Annotated in this window: 11 protein-coding genes and 1 pseudogene; 9 read left to right on the top strand and 3 right to left on the bottom strand. The window is 58.6% G+C overall.

Features of this window, described 5'->3' with window-relative positions; all coding sequences use genetic code 11:
• Positions 1–164: 164 nt before the first annotated feature.
• The 9 genes and pseudogenes from HNQ81_RS00005 (at position 165) to HNQ81_RS00045 (ending at position 11,272) form a co-directional block, all read left to right on the top strand.
• On the top strand, positions 165–455 hold the full coding sequence (locus HNQ81_RS00005) for a hypothetical protein (RefSeq protein ID WP_183347012.1): 291 nt from the start codon (positions 165–167) through the stop codon (positions 453–455).
• Between the two features lie 153 nt (positions 456–608).
• A pseudogene (locus HNQ81_RS00010) lies at positions 609–2,575 on the top strand (acyl CoA:acetate/3-ketoacid CoA transferase).
• A 141-nt stretch (positions 2,576–2,716) separates the two neighbouring features.
• Complete coding sequence (locus HNQ81_RS00015) at positions 2,717–3,544, top strand: amidohydrolase family protein (RefSeq protein WP_183347014.1); 828 nt, start codon at positions 2,717–2,719, stop codon at positions 3,542–3,544.
• Positions 3,545–4,052: 508 nt separating this feature from the next.
• On the top strand, positions 4,053–5,165 hold the full coding sequence (locus tag HNQ81_RS00020; protein WP_183347016.1) for a molybdopterin molybdotransferase MoeA: 1,113 nt from the start codon (positions 4,053–4,055) through the stop codon (positions 5,163–5,165).
• 95 nt (positions 5,166–5,260) lie between these two features.
• Positions 5,261–7,243 (top strand): aldehyde ferredoxin oxidoreductase N-terminal domain-containing protein, encoded by a 1,983-nt coding sequence (locus HNQ81_RS00025; protein WP_183347018.1) that lies wholly within the window; start codon positions 5,261–5,263, stop codon positions 7,241–7,243.
• Positions 7,218–7,748: a 4Fe-4S dicluster domain-containing protein gene (locus HNQ81_RS00030; RefSeq protein WP_183347020.1), complete on the top strand. Its 531-nt coding sequence runs from the start codon at positions 7,218–7,220 to the stop codon at positions 7,746–7,748. The genes HNQ81_RS00025 and HNQ81_RS00030 overlap by 26 nt, the downstream gene beginning before the upstream one ends.
• A 157-nt stretch (positions 7,749–7,905) precedes the next feature.
• Positions 7,906–9,009: a radical SAM/SPASM domain-containing protein gene (locus HNQ81_RS00035; RefSeq protein ID WP_183347022.1), complete on the top strand. Its 1,104-nt coding sequence runs from the start codon at positions 7,906–7,908 to the stop codon at positions 9,007–9,009.
• A 42-nt stretch (positions 9,010–9,051) separates the two neighbouring features.
• Positions 9,052–10,119: a zinc-binding dehydrogenase gene (locus HNQ81_RS00040; RefSeq protein ID WP_183347024.1), complete on the top strand. Its 1,068-nt coding sequence runs from the start codon at positions 9,052–9,054 to the stop codon at positions 10,117–10,119.
• A gap of 214 nt (positions 10,120–10,333) precedes the next feature.
• Positions 10,334–11,272, top strand: coding sequence for a transporter (locus HNQ81_RS00045; protein WP_183347026.1), 939 nt, complete (start codon positions 10,334–10,336; stop codon positions 11,270–11,272).
• 90 nt (positions 11,273–11,362) lie between these two features.
• Here HNQ81_RS00045 and HNQ81_RS00050 read toward each other — a convergent pair whose 3' ends face one another.
• The 3 genes from HNQ81_RS00050 to HNQ81_RS00060 all read right to left on the bottom strand — a co-directional run bounded on the left by HNQ81_RS00050 (position 11,363) and on the right by HNQ81_RS00060 (position 15,489).
• Positions 11,363–12,004: a response regulator gene (locus tag HNQ81_RS00050; protein ID WP_183347028.1), complete on the bottom strand. Its 642-nt coding sequence runs from the start codon at positions 12,002–12,004 to the stop codon at positions 11,363–11,365.
• Complete coding sequence (locus HNQ81_RS00055) at positions 11,976–13,865, bottom strand: sensor histidine kinase (protein ID WP_183347031.1); 1,890 nt, start codon at positions 13,863–13,865, stop codon at positions 11,976–11,978. Before HNQ81_RS00055 ends, HNQ81_RS00050 begins: the two co-directional genes overlap by 29 nt.
• Before the next feature lie 205 nt (positions 13,866–14,070).
• Complete coding sequence (locus HNQ81_RS00060; protein WP_183347033.1) at positions 14,071–15,489, bottom strand: MFS transporter; 1,419 nt, start codon at positions 15,487–15,489, stop codon at positions 14,071–14,073.
• Between the last annotated feature and the right edge of the window lie 406 nt (positions 15,490–15,895).

The following is a 15,895-nucleotide window of genomic DNA, read 5'->3' on the forward strand; positions in this document are numbered from 1 at the left end:
AGATCTATACCGGCACCAATCAGATCACCCGGATGGTCACCGGCCGGGCCCTGCTGTTCACGTAACCCGGGGACAGGCCGATACGAACAGATACGTGTTTCAAGAGACCGTCGAGTCTCGCCCCTGCGCTCAGAAGTGGCGGCATCGGTAAAGCCGATGCCGTCATGTATCAGCCGTACACTTGCGTCGAGTGGGTGCTGATGTATCTGGTGCCACACAAGCTCGGCGCAACAAACTGCCCGATCAAATTCCGACTTTCAAATGGTGAAATTGCCACCATCATGGATGACATCAGCCCAGAAAAGAATGAACGTCATCGATTCTCACGTCCATTGAACACCAGCCCGGTACTGGACAAGCTCCTCCTTTCCCGCTCGCTTTTTCACCTCGACGATCCGTCATATTTTTCGTTTTTCAGCTACCTGCAATTTTTCGGAATACCACCTTTTTTTTGAAACGGTTGTGAGAATGGGCGATACGTGTCCCTTTTTCAACCGCAGACAATATGAACAAGACGTTACTATCGAGAAACCCAAAAAGGGAGTTGCGTTATGAAAGAGTTCAATCCGTTGATCGGCAAAATGCATTTGAAAGAGATCCGGCATCCGATGGTCGACCCGATATCGGCCATGCGGATCAAGAGAGGAAAAATCGTCACCGCTGAAGAGGCCATCGATCTTATCCGCGATAATGACACGATTGTCACGGCAGGCTTTATCGGGGCCGGATTTGCCGAGGAACTTGCCATCGCCCTCAAGGAGCGGTTCCTGGAGACCGGCCGGCCGAGAAATCTGACGCTGACGTATGCGGCAGGCCAGGGGGACGGGAAAACCAAAGGGCTGAATCACCTGGCCCAGGAAGGCCTGGTGGGAAAACTCATCTGCGGTCATACCGGTGTTTGCCCGGAACTGGGGAAACTGGTCTTCGAGAACAAGATCCTCGCCTACAACGTTCCCCTGGGGGTTGCATCCCAACTGTATCGCGATATCGCCGCCGGCAAGCCGGGCAATCTGACCCATGTCGGCCTCGGCACCTTTATCGATCCCCGGGTCGATGGCGGCAAGATCAACGAACTGACCAAGACCCAGGGTGAAGATATTGTCACGGTGATGAATGTCAAAGGCAGGGACTATCTGTTCTACCACGCTTTCCCCATCCATGTCGCCTTCCTGCGTGGGACGTCGGCCGACCCTGACGGCAACATCACCATGGAGAAGGAAGCCATGGTCCTCGATGCGCTGTCGATGGCCCAGGCTGTCAGGAACTCCGGCGGGGTCGTCATCGTCCAGGTTAAAAGGATTGCCGACAGCGGCACGCTCAATGCCCGTGATGTCATCATCCCCGGCATCCTGGTCGACTGCGTCGTGGTAGGCAAACCGGAAAACCATCTTCAAACGTATGGTACGTCCTATAGTGCGGCATTCAGTTGCGAGCAGAGGGTGCCGATGCAGGCGATCCCGCCGCTGGAAATGGGTTCTCGCAAGATCATTGCCAGACGAGCTGTATGCGAGTTGAAGCCCAACAGCATCGTCAACCTCGGCGTCGGTATTCCGGAAGGGGTCTCCCGGGTGGCCAACGAAGAACGGGTGCTGGAATATGCCACCCTGACCGCCGAATCGGGGATCATCGGCGGCCTGCCGATGGGAGGACTGGATTTCGGCGCCGGCATCAACGTCGATGCCCTGATTACCGGCAATTATATGTTTGACTTCTACGATGGCGGCGGGCTCGACATTGCCTTCCTCGGCATGGCGGAGACGGACGCGGAAGGGAACGTCAACGTCAGCAAGTTCGGGCCTCGGGTGACAGGTCCTGGAGGGTTCATCAACATCAGCCAGAATGCCAAGAAAGTCGCTTCGTCGGGACGTTCACCGCCGGTGGGCTCAAGACTTCGGTTGAGGACGGCAAGCTGTTCATCGACCAGGAAGGGCAGGAGAAAAAGTTCGTCCGCCAGGTGGAACAGAAAACGTTCAGCGGCAGGTACGCCGCAAGCATCCGGCAGCAGGTACTGTATATCACCGAGCGCTGTGTCTTCACCTTATGCGAGGAAGGGCTGGAACTGATTGAGATCGCTCCGGGGATAGACCTGGAGTCCCAGATTCTGGCACTGATGGATTTCAAACCGGTCATGCGCCGGCCGCCGAAGCTGATGGACGAACGACTATTCCGGCTCCGCCGCATGGGGATCAAGGACGACCTGCTGAACATCCCCGTCGAGGATCGTTTCACCTACCATCCGGAACAGAACACCATCTACATCAACCTCGAAAACTACTACATGAAATCGAGTGAAGATATTCAAGAGCTGAAAAGGGTCGTGGGGGCGATACTGGAGCCTCTCGGCCGGAAGGTGCACACCGTCGTCAACTACGACAACTTCAACGTCTCGCCGCATCTGGTCGACGAATACGTCGAACTGGTGAAGTACGCGGCACAATTCTACGAGAGCGTCACCCGCTATACGACCAGCACCTTCCTGCGGATGAAACTCGGTGATGAAATGCAGAAGCGGGGCGTTGCTCCCCACATTTATGAAAGCAGGGAAGAGGCGCGCAAGGCGATGGCCGACGTCTGAGTCGTCACAACAGATGATGGCAACCTCCAGGCAATGATGGTAGGATCATCGGCAGAGTGCCGGGACAACGACCTTTCCCGGCACCGGCCGCGTGATCCACAGCCAGATCGCCCTCCAGGTCGCCGAACGGGGAGAAGAACAATGACAGTCATCGATTTCCATGTCCATCTGGCCGACGCCCGGTACTTGAAGCCGGAGATCATGGCGTTCATGCGGGAGAACAATCCCGGTTACTGCCGGCACTTCGGCGGCGGGCCTCATCCCGAAGGGATCGTAGCCTATTTCGCAGCGCAAGGGGTGACTCGGGCGGTTATGCTCGCCGAGTACGCACCGAAGGCCACCGGGGTGGTGTCAAATGAAGCCATCGCCGGGTTTTGCCGCGATCACCAGGAACTGATCCCTTTCGCCTCCATCTCGCTCGAGACCGATGCCTCCTATGTGGATCAGGCCCGGCATGCCGTGGAGGAACTGGGCATGAAGGGTTTCAAACTCCTTCCCTCCTATCAGCATTTTTATCCCAACGATCCGGCATTCTTCCCGTTTTTCGATTACGTCCAATCACAGCGGTTGCCGGTCATGTTTCACACCGGTTCCTCGATTTTCCAGGGGACGCGGATCAAGTATGCCGATCCGCTGCTGCTCGACGATGTGGCCGATGAATTCCCGGAGCTGACCATCATCATGGAGCACGGCGGGCGGCCATTCTGGTATGACCGGGCAGCATGGCTGCTCACCAGACATCGCAACGTCCACATCGGCATCGCCGGGATCGCCACGCGCCATCTTCCCCGCTATTTTCCCAATCTCGAAAAGTATGCCGACCGCTTCCTGTTCGGGAGCGACTGGCCGGCGGTACCGCTGGATGTCGAGGGGCTTGTCGACAGGGTGCTGGCGCTGCCCTATTCAGTCGACACCAAGGCGAGCATCCTTTACGGCAATGCCGAACGGTTGTTGGGCCTCAAGAACTGAGATCTCGACTTCTCCCGCTGTCGTCCCGACCACCCCCAATGTCATCTCGACCGCCAGGGAGAGATCTCCAGCGACAAAGCCGAGTTTTCTCGCTGGTGCTTGAAAAAACAACAATAAAACCGTCATTCCATCCATTCCTTCTCCCTCTTCTCGACCTTCCCCCCTCCTTGTCATCCCGGCCGTAAGGAAGAAATCTCCATCGGCGGAAACGAGATTATCTGCCCTGCCTGCATTGCCGCGGTTTGGTCTGGTGGCGGCGATTACTGTCAGTATCTCTCTTTTTTCGTCGATTATTTCTTTTGCTTTGACAAAAATTACACCTTAGGTAAGGTTACACATTATATAGTTGTTCGTTAAATATTTATGCATTGCTGTGTTTGGGTGGCGGTTAGTCGGCGGGTGAACACCGATCAATCGATGCTGGCGATTACTTCCCGCGGCAGGAATAACAGGGGAGGAAGGCCAAAAACCGCCGGGCCGGCAGGAGTGTGTCGTGTAAGAGGTTGGTATGATAGATGTTCACAAGGCACAACAGATTATTCAGGCGGCAATCCCGGTTCTGGGAAGCGAAAGCGTGCCCCTGCTCGAGTCCCTGGGACGGGTGTTGGCCCGGGATATTGTCGCCACCGAAGATTCCCCGGGCACCGATATTTCGACCAAAGACGGTTTCACCCTCCATCATAAGTCGCTCACCGGGGCGTCGCCGCAATCCCCGGTCTTCCTCAAGATCATCGGCGAATCGGCCGCCGGCCGGCCGTGCGGGGCCGCAGTCAAGGCCGGCGAAGCGGTGCGGATCATGGCCGGCGGTATGGTGCCGGATGGGGCGGATACGGTCGTCGGCCTCGAGATTGTCACCGAGGACCACGGCTATGTCGTCTGCACCAGCGCGCCGAGGCGGGGGGGCAGTGTCCGTCTGCGGGGGGCGTTGCTCAAAAACGGCGAGACCGTCTTTCGCGCCGGCATGGTGGTCGGTCCGGCGGAGGTGGGGGTATTGGCGTCGCTGCGGCGGGCCTATGTCCCGGTGCATCGGCGTCCCCTGGTGGCGATTGCCACTACCGGCGATGAACTGGCGGACTTTCATGAGCCGGCCTCGCCGTCGAAAACCATGAGTTCCAACCTCTATGCCCTGGCGGCCCAGGTGCTGGAAGCCGGGGCGGTGCCGCTGTGCATCGGGATCGTCGGGGACGAACTGGAGACTCTGCAGACCCATCTCCGCGAGGCCCTCCATGCCGATGTCATCATCACCTCGGGCGGCATGTCCAAGGGCCGGTATGATCTGGTCCGGGAGTCCTTTGCCGCGCTGGGGATGGACATGAAGCTCTCGACCCTGCTCGGCAAACCCGGCAAGCCTGCGATCTTCGGCAAGATCGGCGCCAGTCTCGTCTTCGGGCTGCCGGGTAGCCCACCGGCGGCGATGATCTCGTTTGAGCAGTTCATCCGACCGGCGATCCTCAGAATGATGGGCCACGCCCGGGTGCCCTCTCGGTCGGCAGCCGATGACCGCCAGGAAGGAACCGGCGACGGCCTGTTTTCTTTGTACCAACTGTTCAAACAGGGGCGGGCGGCGATGCCGGCGGAAAACGGACCCTCGCCGATCCCGTTGAGAATGTCCTCGCCCTGACCAGATTCGCTATCCGTAGGTGGCATTGGGATAAGCCCGGCTACCGGTTCCGGAGCGTTGAAAAGCAAATGCGCCATAGATGGAGATGAGCACAGATGAGATACGCAGAGACAGGATATAACTTGGAAATTGACTTGGCCACCGGCAAGATCGAACGGGTGGAAACCGACCCGAATCTGCTGGGGCAGCATCTCGGGGGGCTGGGGACCAACGTCAAGCTGATGTGGGACCGGGTGCCCCCCGAGACCAAGGCCTTCGACCCTGAAAATCTCCTGATCTTCAGTAACGGCCTGTTGTGTGGCACCCCCGCCTTCAGCATGAACCGGACCGTGCTGTCCTTTGTTTCGCCGCAATCCGATCTGCTGGCCTACCCCATGATGGGCGGTTTCTGGGCGACGGAGCTGAAGTTCGCCGGCTATGACAAGGTCATCTTCCGTAACAAGTCACCGAAGCTGGTCTACATCTACATCAACAATGACAAGGTGGAAATACGGGATGCCGCCCACCTCAAGGGCAAAGGGGCGGTCGAAACGCAGGAACTGATCCGGGAGGAGTTGAAGGAGCCGAGGGCTCAGGTCGCCGCCATCGGCCTGGCCGGGGAGAATCGGGTCTTTACCGCCTCGATCGAGCAGGGCCGGTCGAGTGCCAGCCGCCTCGGCGGCGGCGCCGTCATGGGCGATAAAAACATCAAGGCGGTCGCCGTTCGGGGCACAAAAGACGTCAATCTCGCCCGCGGGGCCGAGTTCATGGCCCACATGAAGGACATAACAAAATACATTCATTACAGGAATAACAATCCCCTGCCGGGTGTCATGACCATCCTCTCCGGCATCGGCTCGCCCCAGGAGATGAAGCACACCGATGAAAAGTGGCACACGGAGAGTTTTGCCTGGGGCAACGCCCGCAAACGACGAAAAGACTTCTGGACCAAGGACATCGAGAAAAGCTGGAAAGAAACGCAGGACAATGCGATCAAGCGCTTTGTCAGTTGCTTCAACTGCCCGCAGCAATGCGGCGGCTTGATCACCCATGGCGACGTATCGAGTTACATGATGAAATGTTTCTCGAAACTGACCTACCTGATGGGCGCCTATGTCGATGATCTGGACTTCGGTTTCAGGATCGCCAAACGGGCCTTCGAGTACGGCGTCGACTCCTTCTCGACGCCGCAGATCCTGGCCTTCGCCGTCGAGCTGTATGAGGCCGGCATCCTGACCGACAAGGATTTCGAGGGGTGTCCGACCGACAAGGAGGGCCGGTTCGTCTGGCTCCTCGACCGGCTGGTGCGGAGAGAGGGAATCGGTGATGTCCTGGCCGACGGCACCTACTGGGCCGCCCGCAAGATCGGCAACGGCGCCGAGGCCTACGATCACAATACCGTCAAGAAGCACGAGCAGATGAACATCAAACTCGGCATGCTCGACCCCCTGTATTACCTGATGTACGCCACCAACGAGAAGATCAGCATCACCCAGATCGAGGGTAACTGGCCCCAGGGCGCGTTCCCCTCGCGGGAGGATCGGGAGGCGTTCGTGGCCGACTGGCCCCAGCTCCCCGACGACAAGTTCAAACAGTATTTCCTCGACTGGAACCCGCGCGGCGAAAATTCCAATCCCTATTACCCGACGCCGCAGATGTGCAGTGAAATAGTGGACTGGATGGAGATGCTGCACAATGTCGACGATGCCATCGGCCTGTGTGCGGGGATGGGATCGTTCTGCCTGAAACCGCCGTATCACATCCACAACTATCCGAAACTGATTTCGGCCGCGACCGGAATGGATCTCGATGAAGAGGGCCTGAAGAAGATCGTCAGCCGCAGCCGCAACCTGCACCGGGCCTTCAACAACCGCCGGGGCATGACCCGGGCGGATGAAAAACCGCCCGAGGATCATTGGAAACATCGCTTCCCCGAGTATGAAGAGCAACTCCTCAGCACGTACTACACCTATAAAGGCTGGAATCATGACGGTGTCCCGACACGGGAGAAATTGATGGAACTGGATTTGGGCTATGTCGCCGATGACCTGGAAAAGAGAGGAATTTTGAAAGATGGCCAAAATAAAGAAGATAATTAAGACAATCACGGTCGATGCGGATAAGTGCAACGGCTGCCGGAGCTGCGAGGTGATCTGCTCCGCCTTCCATTCCACGCCGAAGTACAGCACCATCAACACGGCCAGGGCACGGATTCACGTGACGACCCACCGTCTGAAAAACATCTGGCTGCCGGTTTTCGCGGGGGACTATGTCCCGGCGGAATGCGGTTGCCGCGATAAGTATCTGCTTGACGGCAAGGAATACAGTGAATGCAGCTTCTGCCGGGCGGCCTGCCCCTCACGGGATCTGTTCAAGGAACCGGATTCCGGACTGCCCCTCAAATGCGATATGTGCGAGGGCGAAGCAACACCGCTGTGCGTCGAGTGGTGTCTCAACGACGTCCTGACCTATCAGGAGCGGGAAGAGGAGGTCGAAGAACCGGTTATGATGGGAGATCTCGAGAAGGGACTGGAGTCCCTGGTCGCCAGATTCGGGCTGGACAAGCTCACCGGTTCTCTGACCCGTCTGTCGCGGAAGGATTGAGGGGAAATCGTCCGCTCGCCCCGTCGCCGGCCGGCCATCGGCGGCGCTGTTCCGGCTTGGAACCGTGAAGGGGATTTCCGGAGCGACCACATCCCTGGGGGCGAGCGATCTGGTGTTGAGGTCGAGCCGCTCCTCGGGGAACAAGGTGACTTGAGTTGTGAGAAAGTCTACGGCACACGTTCAGCAGTTGCAGAAGATGTATTCCCTTGACAACGGCAGATTGCAGGGAGAAGCCGGGTGGGAGAAATTTCCCCTCTTCTGGTTCATCCTGTTCCTGTCGTACCAATGCACCCGGAAATGCAGGTACTGTTATGCCCTCAACCAGGCCGGGGTCGGCAGACAGCGGCTGGAAATGGATGAGGATACATTTGCGGTGCTGCTCGATTGGATTCCGGATGTCTGGAGACGGAACAACGTCAAGGTCAACATCGTCAACTTTCTGGGCGGCGAGCCCCTGCTGCGGACCGATCGGATCAGAAAGGTCATGGATGTCGTCTACAGCCATACCGATGGGATGCAGGGGCTGGTCAACACCAACGCCGATCTGGTCGATACGGTCAATTGGGACGATCTTGAATCGATCCAGTGGATGACGGTCAACATTGCCGACACGAGCCTGGAAGAGCTGGCGCGACGGATGAACGTCATCCGGCAAAGGTCGAATGTCATCAATCAGACCATCGCCGCCACCCTCGATGAGGTCAATCTCGAACGGGTTGTGGACATCACCCGTTTCGGGATGGAAAACGGCTACCGGTTGCGGTTCTACAAGAATCTGTTTGCAGCACCTGGTGGTGAATATCATCGAAAATTGTTGAAGAAATATCACGAAGTCGTTGATCTGCTGGAAAAATACATCGCTCGCGGCTTCAATGTCCATACGACGTTTCTCATTGATATTCTCATCCCCTCCTGGGACCTTCCCTCCAGCCCTTATCCCTGCGGCAGGAGATTGGCCGTGGTCTTTCCCGATGGAACGATCGGCCCCTGCATCCGTAACCACGGCTTTACGACCGGAACCATACTTGATCCGGATCCGCTGCGCCGCCTGCAGTGCGCGATGTTTCACTATGACGGGACAAGATCGGACCTGCCGGAAGATTGCCGGGAATGCCCCAGTAGAGATGTCTGCCAGGGTGGATGTCCGAATGACAAGTTACTGGTGACCGGAAACAGTGCGGGCAGATCGGTTGCCTGTGACCTGCACCGGGAGATTATTCCCCGGTTGCAGCACCTGGATAGTCTGCAACGGCGCTCCTGACCTGCCTTGTGCGCCCCCTGAACCTGCTGATACAAGGAAAACATGGCTTTCATACCCGATACGATCGCCACCTGGCGGATGATGCAACCGGAAACCCGTGACAGGGCGACGGGCGAGATCATTCCAGGCCGGTTTGAACTGGTGGAGATACCGGCGCCCGAATTGGCCGCCGGAGAGGTGCTGGTGGAAATCGCCGGCTGCGGCGTCTGCGAATCGGATCTCGGGTTCTTCTACGATGGCATCCCCACCGCCGGAATTCCGCCGGTGACGCTGGGACATGAAATTTCCGGAATCGTGGTGGCCGGCGAGACTTCCTGGCTCGACAAGGAGGTCGTCATTACCGGTTACGGCACCGGAATCCATGGGGGATTTGCCAGCCACATTGCGGTGCCGGCCGGTAATCTGTGCGAAATTACACATCGTGGAAACATCCCCCTGGAGCACATGGCGGCGGTTGCCGATACCGTCGCCGCATCTTTTCAGGCTGGCAGAAGAGCGGCGGTAACGGGCGGGGACAATGTGGTCGTGATAGGTGCGGGGGGGAGGGGGCCGTTCATCGTGCAGATGGCCAAGGCCTTCGGGGCGGCAACCGTGATGGTCGTCGATGTCGTGGACAGCCGTCTCCACAGGATGCTGACCTGTGGCGCCGATGCTGTCATCACCGCCGTCGGCAAAGCGCCGGAGGAGGTGGCCGCCGAGGTGCGGCATCTTCGGGAGACGCACGGACTGCCGACCTCCGGGTGGAAGATTTTCGAGGCCACCGGAACCAGTTCCGGCCGGGAAACGGCACTGGCCCTTGTCGGCGAGGGTGAAAGACTCATCCTCGTTGCCTCCGACACGGCCACCGGTGAATATGCGATGAGCCCATTCCCCGCACTGGATGCCGAAATCATCGGTATCGATGGATGCCCGCCGGACGTTTTTCCCCTGGTTCTGGACATGGTGAGCTCGGGGAAGATTGTCCTCGGTCCATTCGTGCAAACCCGCCCGATGAGCTGGATCCGGGAGGCGTTCGCGGAGGCACGTGGAACACCTCCGGCCAGGCACACCATTCTGACGGCCGATGATATCGGTCTGGAGGATTGCCCGGAGCCCAAGTCCTGCCGGTAACGTGGTGTTCCATGCGTTTCGCTGATCATTGGCAAGCTGCTTTCCGCCGCTGTGCTGCCATCGAATACATCTCACCGAATCCCGGCAGGAAAAAATGAGAAACCTCGTAAATTTCCGAGCTGTTGGTTGTTCACTGTTCTGGTTCACTGTGGCCAGGGAAGCGCAAGCATCCTGAGGATATAGTGCAACTGAACATGAAACCAAGGAGGAACAGATGACATGTAAGAAAATTTTGCTCTGCGGGGTGCTGATTTCCGGCCTGGCAGGCGTCGAGGCGGTGGCCGCGGCAGAAACCGTGCCGGGGGCGGCGGTTGAACCTGAGAAGGTCAAAAAAATGCGAGGGGCCAGTGGTACGCCGGTCAACTCCGCCATCGCCGGCGGAGCGATCGTGCCGAAGGGAATGCTGTCGAGTGCCTTGAATTTTTCCTACCGCGACAAGGATGATATCGTCGACAATAACGGCAACGGGGCGAGAACGTCTGAGAATGAATTGTTCCTGCTGAAATTGCGGTACAGCCCGACCGATCGTTTCGAGATCGCCTTCGTACCGGGGTACGTCAACATCGATCGTGATGCCTTTGGTCCCAATGGGTCGGATAGTATCGATGGGTCAACGGATTTTGCCCTTGCCGGCAGCTATGCCTTTTTTTCGCAACGGCTCGGCGATCCTCTCAGCGCCGCCGTTATCCTGGGTGTCAACATGCCTACCGGTCAGGAGGGGGTCGATCATCCCCCCGGCAGCGATGTCTGGTCGTTTAACGGGAAAATCGGGATAACGAAGGTCTGGCATCCCAACCACCGCGTCGACTGGGACCTGGGCATCGTCCAGCCGACGGAAACCGGCAATCAGGGGTTCAAGAAGGACACCGTCTGGTCGACGACCGGCAGCTATCACTACGTCTTCAACCCCAGGTTCGATCTGGGCCTGGAATTCACCGTCGAGAACACCAATGACTGGGAGCGCTACGGCGCTGACCTGAACAACGGCGGCATCGAGGTCTATGCCGGGCCGACGGCGAACTATGTCATCCCGAAATGGAATATGTGGCTGGGCGCCGGCCTGTTCTTCCCCGTCGTCAGGGAGTACGACATCCCGACGGCAACCGATGATATCCAGGTAGAAGTCAAGCTCGGCAAGGTCTGGAGCTGGTAAGACAACACGGCATGATCTTCCTGCTCAAATCCGTTTGGGCAGGAAGAATGGTCGTTTGACCAGCGAGATCCCGCCCGGCGGACAACCGGATCATTTAATGCCGTGCTTGACGGCAAAACGCATCAACTCCGCCGAACTCTTGAGCCCCAGGGTCTCCATCATGCTGTACTTGTGAAATTCGACCGTCCTGGCCGAGATCCCGAGGAGAGTGGCGGCCTCCTTCACCGAAAGGCCCTCGGCGATCAGCTGCAGGACCTCGCGCTGGCGCGTGGTCAGCCGGGCCAGCTCCGCTCCCGGCTCCTCGCCACTGGGGCGATTGCGTTGATAATTGAGCAGTTCACCGGCCAGCAGCGGGGTGATGTAGGTTCTCCCCTTGAGGGCGCTGCTGATGGCGGTCAGCAGTTCTGACGGGGCCGAATGTTTGAGCACATAACCGGACGCCCCGGCCTCGAAGGCGCTCGCGGAGTAGGCGACATCGAGGTGCATGGTCAGAAAGACGACGGCGACATCCTTGTTTTTCTTCTTCAATTGCCGGACCGCCTCGATCCCGTTCAAGAGCGGCATCGACACATCCGCCACCACCACGTCCGGCATCAGCCTGTCCGCCGCCTCCAGCAGAGCCCGGCCGTCTTCGACGATCCCCACCAGTTGATAGTCCGATTCCAGCAGACCGCGCAGCCCCTCGGCCACCATGCGATGGTCGTCAGCAAGCAGTATTCTCGGCTTTTTCATCCTCCCCCCTGTGTACAGGAACCGACAGCGTGATCACCGTTCCATTCCCCGGTTCGGAACTGACGGTGAATTCCCCTTTGACATACTGTACCCGCTCCCGCATGCTGGCCAGGCCGATACCGGGCGTATGGCGGGCGCATTTTGGTTCAAAACCGGCGCCGTCGTCCTCGATGGTCGCCAGCAGCCGGTTGGCCGAGCCTTTGAGGAAGACGTCGACGTGCCGGGCGTGGGCATGCTTGGCAATGTTGCGCAGGCCTTCCTGGATGACGCGATAGATACACAGGGCAGCGTCCGGCGACAGGTTTTCCGGCAGAGCCTCGTAGTGGCAGGTCACCGGGATGTCCTCCCGGTCGGAAAAGTTGGTGCAGAGCGAGTTGATCGCCCGTTCCAGGCCGAGATCCTTGAGGATCGCCGGGTGCAGTTCTCTGGAGAGGGCGTGGATATCGTCGGAAAGATTGATCACCTGCTTCTTGATGTGGCCGATCCTGTCCCGCAGCGGGGCTGGTTCGAGCTGCGCCGAGTGGAGCTCGAGGGTGCCGGTTTCGATCGCCAGTGCCGCGAGTCGCTGGGCGTAATCGTCGTGAAACTCGCGCGACAGACGGCTCAGCTCTTCTTCCTGAGAGGAGATCAGACGGCCGGCCAGTGTCTGCAGTTCACTCCGGCTGTCCTGCAGGGCGGCCTCGGCCTTTTTGCGCTGCCGCAGGTTGAACACCAGGCCGACGATCAGCAGCGTCTGCAGGGCCAGCAGAACGACGACGCCGATGATATACCGTTTGTACAGATCCCAGAGCGATGCCTCGCGAAAGAGGATGGTGCTGTCCTTGGGCAGCAGTCTCTCGGCGATGTTGTGGCGCTGGAGTTGTCGCCAGTCATACTGGGTGAGGGCGATGTCGTCGGGGGTGATGAAGGGCGAATCGCCGGGAGGCTGGGCGCGCAGGATGCGCAGGGCCATTTCTCCTGCCTTCCTGCCTTCGAGGCGCAGGGAAATCAGCGGCCCGCCGATGATGCCGTCGCCCAGGTAGGATTCATAGGGGCCGAAGATGGGCAGATCGGTATGGGCGGCAATCGAGCGCAGTACATTGCGCGGTACGTAACTATGACCTTTGCCGTCGACGAACAGGGTCGAATAGAAAATGATCGAATCGGGAGAAAGTTTTTCTACCCGTTCAAGGATATCACCCAGCCCCAGACCGGTGAGGTCGGTAAATTCCACCTTTGGCGTCACTGCCGCGAGGGCTTTACGGAGGGCGGCGGATCGGGCACGATCGTTTTCGAAGGATCCGGCAATCAGGACGGCGTGTGCCGTGTCCGGCTTGAAACGGAGGGCCGATTCGACCAGATACTGCGACACGGCAGCCGGTTCCAGCACCCCGCTGACTCTCTCTTTCAGGGGTGAGGTGAGAAGAGGCTCGCTGAGCGACTCGGGAATGGAGCACATGACGATCGGGATGCCGGAAAAGAGCTTGTCGCCGTACTCCATCAGAAAATATGCCGCCGGCACATCAACGCAGACCACCAGGTCGATATTGCCGCCAACGTAGCGGTTGTGGAGGAGGTTGGCCAGCGCCGTGCGCTGCGGCATATCGCGAAAACGGGAGAGATCGAGATATTCGGAATACAGCTGGACCGATCTCCGGTTTTCCTTGCCCAACCCTTCCATCAGGCCCTGTTCCACCATCTCGGTAGCCGGGAAATCACGTGGCTGCGAATAGAGGACAACCACCTGCTTCTCCCTGGTGCCATTCGGTTGGGGCTCGGCGGTGAGCGGAGCGGGACGGCCGATGAGGAGTATCGCCATCAGGACCACGACGATGTGAACAACGTTGGGGGAAAGTGACCCTGGTGATTGTTTTCCAGACATGCTTGTTTCGCTCCGGCCGGTGCGGGAGTGCCGCTTTTTTGAATTTGAAACTGTATTCTACAGGATAAGGGGGAAAAATGGAAAAATGCTCCAACGGCGGAAGGAATTTCCGACCGGGCCTACTCGGAGTCGAAAAAAGCAGGAGAGGGAAGCCGGATTGCAGGTCCGGTTTCCCTCTCCGATGGCCCGTACGTCAGGATGATGATTATTCGATCTCTTCCAGGCTCTTGCCGCCGGTGCGCTGGCCCCAGAGCAGCAGCGGGATGATCGGCAGGAAGAAGAGGACAGCCACCGAGGTGAAGATACCGGCAAACCCATACGCCTGATGGATTATCGGGATCAGCGGCTGCGAAGCGGAGACCGACAGCCGAGCCAGGCCGTTGTGGAAACCGGTGGCGGTGTTGCGCATCCGCGTCGGGTAGGATTCGGCGGTATAGGAGAACAGGATGAAGTTCAAGGCCATGTTGAAGACCGTGACGGTGAAGCCGAGGAGGGTCAGCATCACCAGGCTCTTCATGCCGCCGAAGACCAGGGCGGCGACTGCTGCCAGGACGCCGAGGATGGCGAGGGGTGTCTTCCTGCCGCCCATATCGGAAACGAGCGAGTTGAGGAAGCAGCCGACCGGCACGCCGATGCTGATGATGGTCATTGCGGTGAGGCTTTCCTTGACCGAGAAGCCAAGCATCTTCAGGAGCTGGGTGGTCCAGGTTGTCAGCAGGAAGCCGGCCGGGGTGATGCAGATGAACAGCAGCATGATCAGCAGGGTCCGGCCGATGTATTTCTTCGTGAACATGCCGGTCAGCACTTCCATGACCGAAATTTTCGGCTGCACCGATTTGGCGGCCTCGGAGAGGTCGATGTCCTTACCGGTCAGGTAGGTGACGATTTCCTCGGCCTCCTTGACGCGGCCGTGGGCCACCAGCCAGCGTGGCGATTCCTTGAGATACTTGAGACCAAGGAGAAAGGGAATGACGCCCAGGCCACCGGCGTAAAAGATCAACCGCCAGGCCTCGTCAGCCATGGGGATGACCATCCGGCAGACTAGGGCGACCACCGGTACGGCGCAGAAGCCGATGGCGGCGACCCGGCCCTGCCACATGCCGCGGGTCTGGCACGGCGCCATTTCGGCGATATAGGCCTGGGAGGTGACCATCATGCAGAACACGCCGAAGCCGGTGAGGGCCCGGAAGATGGTGAAGATAACAAAATTGTCGGTGAAGCCGGTGATCACCGAACTCACCGAGAAGATGACAATGGAGATGAGGAAGGTCTTGCGCCGGCCGATGAAGTCGGAGATGACGCCGCCGAGGAAGCCGCCCGAGGTCATGCCGATAAAGTACCAGAACAGGATCGTGGCGATGTCGGTGGGTTTGAGGCCCCAGGACTGGGCGATGGCCGGGGCGGCAAAGCCGAAGTTCCAGTTGTCGAACTGCTCGAAGAAATACGCGGCCATGATGATGAAGAACAGCAGCGCATGGATGCCGCGGACGGGGATGCCGTCGAAGTAGTTGTTGACAAACCGGCCTTCGGTTTTTCCCACGTCGAGGACGCAGGGGGTCTGGTCATTCAGTTCGAATCCCAGGCCGGGGGCGCAGTTGGCTTTAGCTTTTGGCGTTGGTTCCATAGATTCCTCTTTCCGTCGTGTTGTGAGATTACAGTTGCCTCGGTACCATCGGTTGCATGCCGCATTTCTTTGAGATATTTTCCCGCCCTCCGGCAGATGAGCGTTCCCTGCTCATGCACGTCATTTAAAGAAAAAGCGGCTCCTCCAACAACTCGCAAACTTACGAGGTTTTTTACTTAATGTTACGAGGTAGAGGACGTGGTGGACTGGTGCTGGGGATGGGGATGGAAGCCTGAAGGGGTCGGGTGAGGGACAGAGGGCTTGGCGACGCGGGATGTCAAGAAAGGCGGTGGTGACAGGTGTCGCCGAGCGACGGGCGAGTGCTGCGATCAGAACGCAAACACCCTGACGTGTTGTCGGGGTTGGATGGAGGGCGACGAATACGCTTCTCCTTTCCCCTCTGACA

The sequence above is a fragment of the Desulfoprunum benzoelyticum genome (assembly GCF_014201505.1).
GTDB classification, from domain to species: Bacteria; Desulfobacterota; Desulfobulbia; order Desulfobulbales; family Desulfocapsaceae; genus Desulfoprunum; species Desulfoprunum benzoelyticum.

Coding starts and splice junctions, on each gene's coding strand:
- HNQ81_RS00050 (WP_183347028.1), bottom strand. CDS start 12,004: ATGAAAAAGCCGAGAATACTGCTTGCTGACGACCATCGCATGGTGGCC.
- HNQ81_RS00060 (WP_183347033.1), bottom strand. CDS start 15,489: ATGGAACCAACGCCAAAAGCTAAAGCCAACTGCGCCCCCGGCCTGGGA.
- HNQ81_RS00030 (WP_183347020.1), top strand. CDS start 7,218: ATGGCCAAAATAAAGAAGATAATTAAGACAATCACGGTCGATGCGGAT.
- HNQ81_RS00055 (WP_183347031.1), bottom strand. CDS start 13,865: ATGTCTGGAAAACAATCACCAGGGTCACTTTCCCCCAACGTTGTTCAC.
- HNQ81_RS00040 (WP_183347024.1), top strand. CDS start 9,052: ATGGCTTTCATACCCGATACGATCGCCACCTGGCGGATGATGCAACCG.
- HNQ81_RS00045 (WP_183347026.1), top strand. CDS start 10,334: ATGACATGTAAGAAAATTTTGCTCTGCGGGGTGCTGATTTCCGGCCTG.
- HNQ81_RS00020 (WP_183347016.1), top strand. CDS start 4,053: ATGATAGATGTTCACAAGGCACAACAGATTATTCAGGCGGCAATCCCG.
- HNQ81_RS00015 (WP_183347014.1), top strand. CDS start 2,717: ATGACAGTCATCGATTTCCATGTCCATCTGGCCGACGCCCGGTACTTG.
- HNQ81_RS00025 (WP_183347018.1), top strand. CDS start 5,261: ATGAGATACGCAGAGACAGGATATAACTTGGAAATTGACTTGGCCACC.
- HNQ81_RS00005 (WP_183347012.1), top strand. CDS start 165: ATGTATCAGCCGTACACTTGCGTCGAGTGGGTGCTGATGTATCTGGTG.